The sequence below is a fragment of the Siphonobacter sp. genome (assembly GCF_048595215.1).
Taxonomy (GTDB): domain Bacteria; phylum Bacteroidota; class Bacteroidia; order Cytophagales; family Spirosomataceae; genus Siphonobacter.
Genome location: NZ_JBMDWJ010000284.1, coordinates 1 through 10,373, shown reverse-complemented (window position 1 = coordinate 10,373; position 10,373 = coordinate 1). Strand labels below are relative to the sequence as shown.

General features: G+C 48.3%; 9 protein-coding genes and 1 riboswitch. Of the genes, 2 read left to right on the top strand and 7 right to left on the bottom strand.

The annotated features are described in order from the left end of the window. From ACOJTG_RS17755 to lipA, 5 genes are all read right to left on the bottom strand, one after another. The coding region (locus ACOJTG_RS17755; protein ID WP_420155046.1) for a DUF2339 domain-containing protein at positions 1-656 on the bottom strand (656 nt) is incomplete at its 3' end. A 72-nt stretch (positions 657-728) separates the two neighbouring features. Beyond that, complete coding sequence (locus ACOJTG_RS17750; protein WP_420155045.1) at positions 729-1,493, bottom strand: hypothetical protein; 765 nt, start codon at positions 1,491-1,493, stop codon at positions 729-731. A gap of 165 nt (positions 1,494-1,658) precedes the next feature. Next, complete coding sequence (gene metK / locus ACOJTG_RS17745) at positions 1,659-2,915, bottom strand: methionine adenosyltransferase (protein ID WP_420155044.1); 1,257 nt, start codon at positions 2,913-2,915, stop codon at positions 1,659-1,661. Between the two features lie 74 nt (positions 2,916-2,989). Next, positions 2,990-3,109: riboswitch (SAM-I-IV-variant riboswitch) on the bottom strand. A gap of 41 nt (positions 3,110-3,150) precedes the next feature. Further along, positions 3,151-4,353 (bottom strand): lycopene cyclase family protein, encoded by a 1,203-nt coding sequence (locus tag ACOJTG_RS17740; protein ID WP_420155043.1) that lies wholly within the window; start codon positions 4,351-4,353, stop codon positions 3,151-3,153. Positions 4,354-4,496: 143 nt separating this feature from the next. Next, positions 4,497-5,399, bottom strand: coding sequence for a lipoyl synthase (gene lipA, locus ACOJTG_RS17735; protein ID WP_420155047.1), 903 nt, complete (start codon positions 5,397-5,399; stop codon positions 4,497-4,499). Between the two features lie 246 nt (positions 5,400-5,645). Here lipA and ACOJTG_RS17730 point away from each other — a divergent pair, with 246 nt between their 5' ends. Further along, positions 5,646-6,059, top strand: coding sequence for an OsmC family protein (locus ACOJTG_RS17730; RefSeq protein WP_094816907.1), 414 nt, complete (start codon positions 5,646-5,648; stop codon positions 6,057-6,059). Between the two features lie 504 nt (positions 6,060-6,563). On the opposite strand, the gene ACOJTG_RS17725 is transcribed toward ACOJTG_RS17730, so the two are convergent. Then, positions 6,564-7,652 (bottom strand): alkaline phosphatase, encoded by a 1,089-nt coding sequence (locus ACOJTG_RS17725; RefSeq protein WP_420155042.1) that lies wholly within the window; start codon positions 7,650-7,652, stop codon positions 6,564-6,566. 695 nt (positions 7,653-8,347) lie between these two features. On the opposite strand from ACOJTG_RS17725, the gene ACOJTG_RS17720 reads away from it, so the two are divergent. After that, complete coding sequence (locus ACOJTG_RS17720) at positions 8,348-9,292, top strand: 3-oxoacyl-ACP synthase III family protein (RefSeq protein WP_094816580.1); 945 nt, start codon at positions 8,348-8,350, stop codon at positions 9,290-9,292. An 89-nt stretch (positions 9,293-9,381) separates the two neighbouring features. Here ACOJTG_RS17720 and ACOJTG_RS17715 read toward each other — a convergent pair whose 3' ends face one another. After that, on the bottom strand, positions 9,382-9,888 hold the full coding sequence (locus tag ACOJTG_RS17715) for a hypothetical protein (RefSeq protein ID WP_420155041.1): 507 nt from the start codon (positions 9,886-9,888) through the stop codon (positions 9,382-9,384). Positions 9,889-10,373 lie beyond the last annotated feature (485 nt).

The following is a 10,373-nucleotide window of genomic DNA, read 5'->3' as shown; positions in this document are numbered from 1 at the left end:
TTACCGCCGACGAGGAAGGGCACGGCATAGGCTCCCACAAGACCGAAAAGTCCAATCCACTGAACTTCGTACTGCGTGGCCTGCCAGACGGTAAAGAGGGTGATCGCCACCATCAGTCCAAAAGCGACGGGCGGCGGCAGAAAATGGTAAAAGTAAAACGCCGCATAGGTAGTTAGATACGCCGTAGCAACGCCGCCACTCAGGAGTACGGCACTGTAGGTCAGATACTTGGGTTTCAGCCACAGGGCCAGTCCCGTTAAACCCGCTCCCAGTCCCCAGCCCAGCAGCAAACGACCCCAGGGACCAATCAGATCATTGTCGAAGGCATATTTTACGAAAATGGCCATGCCGATTACCAGAGCCGCGATCCCTATTTTACTCAGGAGGTTGCCACCGATGTACTCTTCCGTGGGCGTTTGCGAACGCGTAACGGGACGGGGAGCCGCTACCGGTGGTGGTGGTACGGAGATCGGACGCGGGGGTACGGCAACGGGAGGTACGGGGGGCGTTGAGGGTACAGAGGCGGTTTCTTCGCCGCGTCGAAGCAGGAGCAGTTCCCGCTCAATCTGACGGAGGTGTTGCTGATAGATCGCCAGCTGGCCGGAAAGTCGTTGTACTTCGGCTTCCAGAGCGTCGATTCTGGTTTTTTCATTCATGATTGAAGGGTACGTAAGGTGGGTTGGATATACGTACGGTAAGCGTCATCCATAGGTTTAAAAACTACGAACTTATTGAATGACAAAATTCATCCGATCCAGACCCGTATTTTTAGTAATGCGATCATACGCATAAATCTGTACTTCATACATGCCCTTTTCCTTAATGGGCAGGCTGCCCTCAAAAATATTATCGATCCCGGCAAAATTCAAAGGCACTTCGCCCCGAGCTACACCATCTTTTTTCACAAAGGCTTTTACCTCAATCTGCTCGGAATTCCAGACCCCGCCTTTGGTAATGACGCAACCGCACATCATCACCAGATTGATTTTCAGTTTAACCTGATTATCTTTCAATGCATTGAGACTCAAAACCTGATGCGTTTGTGGTTCAAGAATATCGAGCATAAAACCGGGGATTTCCAGGATGATTCCTTCACCGTCAATGGCCTTCCCGGGAATGAGCCAGAGCTGCGTACTGGCCTTGACCGCAGCACTTTTCCGGTTGACGGGTGCCGTGGCTTCAATGGTTACAAACGTGGGGGCATCGAGTTTAAGATTTGCTTCAAAGCGGGCGGTCTGGTCATCCGTCAGGCGGTCGTACCGCTGATGGGGCGTTTTGAGCATTAGGTCAGTATTGCCGGAATTACCCGTCGTCAAGCCCTGGGCTAGAATTTCACCCGTCAGGTCATGGCGAATAACGACGTAAGCCCCGCCAATACCCGTACCAATAAATTTGGCGTCTTTAGCCCGGGCCCGAACGACTACTTTGGTCGATTGAGCAAATCCGTAACACGCCACTAGGCAGAGCAGAAAAGTAGTAATGAAGTGTTTCATACAGGTTTTAACTGAGGAAGAAAAATGTTTTGGAAAGGAAGAGTGACTGAAACAACAAGTATACTGTATTCCAGTAAGATTGTAGACTACTAGCTTTGATTTCTTCCCAACAAAAAAGACCTGAACCGTTTCCAGCTCAGGTCTTTTTCTGTCTTCAGTCTCAAATTACAGACCGAATTCAGCTTTTACTTTCTCTACGTAGTCGAGTTTTTCCCAGGTGAAGAGCTCAACTTCGAGTTCTTTCGTAGCTCCATCGGGTGATTTGAACGTCTTCGTCACTACTTTCGATTCCCGTCCCATGTGGCCGTAGGCCGCTGTTTCGGAATAGATCGGGTTACGTAGTTTCAGACGTTGCTCGATGAAGTACGGACGCATATCGAAAATCTTCTCTACTTTCAAAGCGATGTCACCGTCGGACAGTCCTACTTTCGAGGTTCCGTAGGTGTTTACGTAGATACCGCAGGGCTCGGCTACACCAATGGCATAGGATACCTGAACGAGTACTTCATCCGCTACACCCGCTGCGACCAGGTTTTTGGCAATGTGACGCGTCGCGTAAGCTGCTGAACGGTCTACTTTCGAGGGATCTTTACCCGAGAAAGCTCCACCGCCGTGTGCACCTTTACCACCGTAGGTATCAACGATGATTTTACGGCCCGTCAGACCCGTATCCCCGTGGGGACCACCGATCACGAATTTACCCGTTGGGTTGATGTGGTACGTAATTTCGCCCTCGAATAGGCCACGTAATTCGGGCTTCAGACTGGCCTTTACGCGGGGAATGACAATGGCTACCACATCCTCGCGAATTTTGGCGAGCATGGTTTCATCGTCCGCGAAATCGTCGTGCTGGGTAGAAACGACAATCGTATCGATCCGCTGGGGAACGTTATCATCGTTGTACTCAATCGTCACCTGCGATTTGGCATCGGGACGAAGGTAGGGCATTAGCGAAAGTTCGTTGTTCCGGATGTCGCTCATCGTCTTTAGAATCTTGTGAGCTAAGTCCAGAGCTAAGGGCATGTAGTTGTCCGTTTCGCGGGTCGCGTAACCAAACATCATCCCCTGATCACCGGCACCCTGTTCTTCGGGGCTGGAACGATCCACACCCTGATTGATATCCGCAGACTGTTCGTGAATGGCCGAAAGAACACCGCAGGAATGAGCTTCGAACATGTATTCCGACTTCGTGTACCCAATCTTGCGAATCACGTCACGAGCAATGCTCTGTACGTCGAGGTACGTTGAAGACTTCACTTCACCCGCCAGAATAACCTGGCCCGTCGTTACCAGCGTTTCACAAGCTACTTTGGATTGGGGGTCGAAGGCTAAAAAATGATCAATGAGGGCATCTGAAATTTGGTCTGCCACTTTATCGGGGTGTCCTTCAGATACAGACTCAGAAGTGAACAAATAAGGCATGTTCTGTAAATTAGAATGATTTTGGGAGTTACGAATCCATGTAAACTTTTCGTAGTCCTCGGCCAAAGGAAGGAATTGAACGTTTTTGACTGTTGCTGAAATAGCTGATTACTAGCAACAAAGTCCGTATCGTCAAACCACCGTAGCGTTCTAGACTCGGTTGGTGCCCTAACTGGAGCCTCTGGATACTTTTGCAAAATTGTACATTCAGCGGAAATTCACCAAATATGTAGGCTTACCGTTTGAACATTTCCGAGATATTTCTCTTAAAAACGTCAAAAGCAGCCATCGTAAAGGGAATAACGGGTACTGAATACAGAACGCCCAGGTCTTCCCGAAGCGAAGTTTCCTCATCCAGAAAGCGAAAAATCAGGGGAGCGGGGTTCTTGCGGAACAAATCGGTAAAGACTGCTGCCGCTGAATACCGATTTTTCAGGAATACATTCAGGAGTACCTGATCATAAAAACGGTACTGAGCCGAGATGGGTCGGTTGGTTACCGGAGACTGCGAGAAGTTTTTTTCCAATTGACGCACCAACGCCTGCAGTCGCTTTTGCGTACGCGTAAACGTGTAACCCGTACTGGCCCGGGTGTATCCCCCGGCGGTTCCAATCCGGATGACGTGCGGCGAAGGTTGTTCGGGCATCGGCTCGTCACTCATGGGAATGATGCCCGTTTCTTCTTCCGTAATCTCGTAGGTTTCCAAACTGAAAAAATCCTTCAGATAAGCTCGCAACGCTTCGTCGTATTCGTTCGGTGTCAGTAGAGCAGGTGTGAAGAGCGTGAACTCAACGAGTGCTTCCGTCGCGGAAAAAGGCATGACGTATACAAACCGACATTCGTTCTTCTGTTCGATCCGGAAGTCCATCATGATCGGTGTTTCGGGATCGAATACCGGTTTTTCAGTACGAACTACCCAGCCCTTGAAATGCTGTAAGAGTTCCTGCCAGCGAGGGGCGGGTAGAGCAGCGGCTTCTTTGGTTAAGTTTCGAATGGCCTGCATGGGAGTCGTACTGTCGAAACACCACGCAGCCCGGTACTCACCCTTTGAAGTTTGCACCAGAGCCGAATCCTGCGAGGTTTCCACCGAATGCAGGTCCGCAAATAGATACTGAATGTTGGGATTACGGGAAAGATCAGCCCGTATCGAAGCGTAAAAATCCTTACCCCGAAGGAGCTTGTACTGGTGCTGGCCGAGGTCTAATTGTTGGGAAAAACCCTCAGTTCCGTGAAACCAGAGCTTATTCCAGTGCCGATACAGAATGGATTCAAACGCTCCTTCACCCGCCTGCCAGAAGGCCCAGGTACGGTCGTTACGGGTTTTGGGTTCCCGGTCAATAATCAGAATCTGCTTATGACGTAAGGTGCTGTGATTGAGGTAATAGGCCAGACTCAGCCCGGCCATCCCTCCGCCCGTAATGATGATGTCGTACTTCAAGGCAAATCAGGGGAAATTGTGAGGATACAACCCAAAATTAGGCGTACTTGTTTTACGAGCAGTATATACCTAAAACGCAAACAGCCTCGCTTATAACAAGCGAGGCTGTCTCATGTACTACATACGTAATGTTAATTCATCCGTTACACGTGCACGTGACGTTCGGCGTGGTAACTGGAACGAACCAGTGGTCCCGCTTCGACGTACTTGATGCCGCGTCGTTCGCCTTCCTCCTTGTACATCGCGAAGGTATCGGGGTGAATCCATTCGATCACTTCATGGTGCATTTTGGTCGGTTGCAGGTACTGGCCCAGCGTCAGAATATCCAGTCCGTTTTCGACCAGATCATCCATCGCTTTAAAGACTTCTTCCTGCGTCTCGCCCAGGCCCAGCATAATGCCGGTCTTGGTACGCTTACCGAACGCTTTTGTACGCTGAATTTGCTCCAGACTGCGGCTGTATTTAGCCTGCGGACGGACGGGACGGTATAACCGCTCCACAGTTTCCATATTGTGTGAAACCACTTCCTGACCAGCCGAAATCATGCGTTCCAAAGCAGGCCAATTTCCTTTCGTATCCGGAATCAGGGTTTCAATCGTCGTACTCGGACTCAATTCTTTCGTCAGACGAACCGTATCATACCAGATTTCTGCTCCCCGGTCTTTCAATTCGTCACGGTTCACGGACGTAATCACGGCGTGTTTCACGCCCATGATTTTAATGGCCTCAGCCACGCGTCGGGGTTCGTCGGCGTCATATTCGTTCGGACGGCCTGTCGCTACCGCACAGAACGTACAGGAACGCGTACAGACATTGCCTAAAATCATAAACGTGGCCGTACCCGCTCCCCAGCATTCGCCCATGTTGGGACAGTTGCCCGACTGACAAATGGTGTGAAGCTTGTATTCATCCACCACCTGCCGCACATTGCGGTATTCCGGACCCGTCGGGAGTTTTACTCGCAACCATTCGGGTTTACGGGTAGAAGAACCCGGTCTGTTTAAACCAGCCGGTTCAGTTTTCGTAATAACGGGTAGCTCGATCATCCCAATATCAATTGCTGATTTGACAAACAATGGGTTTATCAACGTAAATACAAAGGTAATGAGCTAACCGGGAATGCGTAGAAAAAGTTGCCTTGCGTAAGTATTTTAGAGGAAACCCAGCTGATCGTTGGGAGAGGGGCTTTCGGGAAGAAAAATAATTTTTACAGAGGTTTTGTCCGCAAATCTTTGAGTACCTGTAGCGGATTTAGTTCTTAGGTTTACTTTTGAAGTTTTAATTCAGTATCTATGGCAACTGCAAAAATTACGTACTTAGGACAGCTCCGCACGCAGGGTGTTCACCTCAAGTCAGGTTCAGAAATCTTAACGGACGCTCCCGTAGACAATCACGGCAAAGGAGAGGCGTTTTCACCGACGGATCTGGTGGCATCCGCTCTGGGATCGTGTATGCTTACCATTATGGGTATTGTGGCCCAACGCGATGGAATTGACATTACGGGCACTGAAGTAGAAGTAACGAAAAGTATGGCGGAGAGTCCCCGACGGATTGGCCAACTGGAAGTAAAACTGAAAATCAAAACCAATCAACCGCTCACGGAAACCCGCCGGAAGAAACTGGAAAACGCGGCCCTTACCTGCCCGGTGGCCGAAAGTCTGCATCCGGATTTGAAGCAGGTGGTAAGTTTTGAGTTTTTGGTTTAGTGTGGCGGGAGCCGCGGTTTTCCGTTTTCCGTTTGGTAGGATAAACCGGGTAAAGATAGCGGGACGGGTTATCCGTAGCATTTGCTACGGATTTTCTAGTTGGTAGGCTGTGCCTACCGGGCTGGACGATTCTCCGCATTGCATACGGGGCTAAGCATATTGAACCCCTCCGGGGTTGGCGGGTCTTTCGGATTTGTCATCTAAATACAGCCTGGAAGGCTGGTTGTTGTAGATGATCTGAGACCGTTCGATGTCAGAGGGAGAGGGGCTGTGAACGAAACTGAGTAACTTCTGAGTTGAATCAACAAAAGAGGCTGTCTGACGTAGACAGCCTCTCAACATTCCTGATTTACTTGAGCTAGCGACTTATTGAGTTGTCAGTTTCAAGTCTACAGTAAGCCGTGTTGGGTTAGAAGGTATTTTCTAAAACGATTCCACAAGGTCTGACCATGCGTAGAAAAAATTACGTTTCTATCTACTGAGAACGAACAACGTAACCTAAAACTATTTACGGCTCAGGATGGTTTCGCCCCACCAGGCCTGTTGTATTTTTTTGTTTACTTCCACGTTGGGAAAAATACCTCGAAATAACTCAGAACCAGGACCGTACGCAAATACGGGTACGGGGTTAGCGGAGTGATTCATCCAGATAAATTTTCCTTCGACAACGCCATTTCGCCAGTCACCACCCGTCAGACTCAAGCCCCCGGTTTCGTGATCGGCCGTTACGATGACGAGTGTCTCGCCATTCTTTTCCGCAAAGTCGAGAGCAGCTCCTACGGCTTTATCGAAATCCAGCGTTTCAGTCACCATATATTCCATGTCGTTGGCGTGACCGGCCCAGTCAATCTGCGAGCCCTCAGCCATGAGGAAAAAACCATTTGTGTTCTCGGAAAGAATACTCAAGGCTTTTTCTACTTCCTGGCGAAGAATAGGGCCGCGACCTTCTTTAACCTTGATTGGGTTCATACCGGCATTGAAAGCAACCAGCTTCTTACCGGTTGCTGCCGTAAAATCCTGGGAAGTATCAGCTACCGTATAGCCTTTCTTCTTAAAATCTTCGAGTAGGTTTTTGCCGTCTTTCCGTTGAAAGAAATACCGCATACCGCCACCAATCACTACATCCAGATCCGCATTGACCATTTGTTCGGCAATGGCTTCGTGTTGCGAGCGGGAGGCCTGGTGAGCATAGAAGTCCGCTGGGGTAGCGTCCGTAATGTCGCAGGTAGTAACGATACCGGTAGAAAGTTTCCGCTTTTTAGCCAATTCGGCCAAAGTCACTTGGGGACGATTGGCAGAGTCTACCGCAATAGCTCCGTTTTTCGTTTTTACACCCGTGGACAGAGCCGTACCACCCGCTCCTGAATCGGTAATAAAATCTTTGACGGGGTGCGTGGTAGAAAGACCGAGGTATGGAAAACGATTCAGATGAAGCGGACCTTTGTTGGCAATCTGAGCGGCGTATACCTGATTGACGCCCATCCCGTCACCAATCAATAGGATTACGTTTTTGGGACGCTTAGGCGTTTGCTGAGCCTGCACCGACAGGCAGCCCGCCAAGAAACCGGCACACAAAAGAAGGTAACGATGCATAGTACTTAAGGGAAAAAAGGAAGTGAATATGCTGCAAAATTCGAGCTAATTGCGAGTCAAAAGGCCGTTAAACGGATGAATAAATTGTTAAGTCTTCCTTGATAAAAATGATCTTTCAATAAAATACCTGCCAGTACCGGGCAAGAGCACGCATAACCTAATCAAGGAAGTAAGCGTTAATAGATAGACCGATGCAGACGGTTACAAGCGTTGAAGAGGTTTCACGAAAGGCTCACTGCTGGATTTTTACAATCTTCAGTACTAAAGTAGGAAATAAGCAGCTGATTGATAGTAAATTATATTCGACTCCGCTGGTTTCGACTTTAGCCTAAACTCGACAGTGCAGGAGTAGGGAATATAAAAATCTGATGTTTGCACTTACTGCTTTACAGGTTTTTGTCATTAGTAGACCGTATCGAATAGGCCTTCGGATCTAGAATTTAGTATGCTACCATACCATATTATTTTTTGGAATCGGTATGAACTTTTTGCGACTTAAAAGTACTTGTCTAACGCCGCATTTTAAGCGTCCGAAACAAAGGATATTAAGGATTTGCAAATTTATCTGGTACTTATCCAATGTCTTATTGAATTATTCTCTTAGAAATTTGGTAAGTTCGAGAAGATAACTATTCTTTGCATAGTGCAAAAAAGCACGGCAAAGTACAAAATACGAGCTGTACCGCTTGACCCTTATGTATATCAACGCGATAAGTAGCTATTTGCCGGAGCAAGTTGTTACAAATGAACACTTCGCCCGACTGAATGGATTGTCTGACCAGTGGATTGTGGAGAGGACGGGCATCCGAGAACGTCGGAAAGCTGCCCCCCATGAAAACACGAACACAATGGCTGTGGAAGCCGTTCGTCAGGGGTTAGCCCTGTTACCATACCCTGTTCAGGAAATTGACCTCATTGTAGGAGCTACCTACACCCCTTACGATACGATTGTATCGTTAGCTCATGCGGTTCAGCATGATCTTCAAATTCCGGATATTCCGGTACTGTCCGTATCAACGGCCTGCTCTTCGTTATTGAATGCCCTGGAAGTAGTTCAGGGGTATTTCTGCATGAAGAAAGCGACGAAAGCTCTGGTTGTCGTGTCGGATAACAACACTGCGTACAGCAACGAATCGGATAAAGTAGCCGGGCACTTGTGGGGCGACGGGGCTGCGGCTCTGTTTCTCTCGAATGAACGCGTATCGGATTCGGATCTGAAAATTGTTGATATTCTAACCGGCGGGGCAGCCACGGTAGGGAAGGCCCTGGAAGGGGTTGTTCTGAAACCCAACGACGAAGGGTTTGTGATGCCCAATGGCCGCGATGTGTTTATTCACGCGGTGCAGTACATGCCCCGAGCTAGCCGTCAGATTCTGGGTCGTAATGGTCTTACGCTGGAGGAAGTAGACTGGGTGTTGCCGCACCAGGCCAATTTCCGGATCAGCAAAAAAGTAATGGAAGAACTGGGCTTACCGATGGAAAAACTTTTATCTAACATTCAGTACTTAGGGAATACCGGCTGTGCCGGTTGTGCCATCGGCCTGGATGAGAACAAGTACCGCTTCCAGAAAGGCGATCACATCGTCGTCACTACGTTCGGTGGTGGATACTCGTATGGTGCGATGCTGGTAGAAGCGTAAGCTGATTCCTTTTAGTGACCAGTCTTTACGAAAAAGGCCGATGAATACATTCATCGGCCTTTTAAGGTTTAATCAGGACTCTGACTAGGTTACTCAAACTTCATCGTCACTACCTGATCGCGACTATTATCGTAGGCATCAATAGATACGTTTAAGCTACCCGGAGCCTTAGTGAGGTGATTGAAAGGATCTACTTTGTCCCAAAACTCCGTCTTTTCCCGCCCGAAGTCAATGGTTTTCGTATGGCCTTCCTGCCCAATAACCAGGTAATAATGTTGTGATCGTGGCGACAGATCAGCGTACTTCTTGAATACTTTTTCCTGTTTCCAGTTCATTTCCTGAATGGTCTGCGGATCATCGATCAGATTGCGTTTTTTGCCTTTGAAAGCCGAAAGCGTATCATAAATGCCGTAACCTACAATGGCCACAATGATCAGAGGCAACAGTTTAACGTATATATCCGTATCACTACGCTTCTCTCTGGACCTTTTGCCACCGCCGCTCGTACTACCCCCACCAAAACCTGGAATTTTCAGCTTGGCCCGTTCGCGGTGCACGGGGCGATAGTAGGGATTTTCCTGTGGTGTATTGCTCATAGTGAAAAGATTCAGTGCTGATTTTAGAACGTAGATTCGCTCGAATCCGTTTCAATCCAGAAGGATAATTTCCCAAGCATAAAAGGGAGAACCAATAGGGAAAGATTTTGCCAATTCGGGCGTTATACCTACAAAAGTAATGGTTTCCCCAGCAAACCAACCGTTTCTATTTCTCAGGTAATAGCTTCGAAAAGACGTCACTGCTGTCAATTTGTCCGATTCATTAAACCTTTTGTCCACTTTTGAACTGAAACCGTGATTTAGGAATTGTTTTTTTGCTCTTGGGTGGAAAGAATCGAGTAAATTTGTATTCTACCTATTGTTTAACGACCCCAGGTTGGGGGTTTCATTTTAAGTCCACTGAACCGACTTGATTATGAAATCAGCACGTGTACGGGCTGACTAACCACGAATAACGGTGCTTTAGCACATAGCTATGCTTAAACTCATCACCAAAATTTTCGGTACAAAATCCGATCGGGATT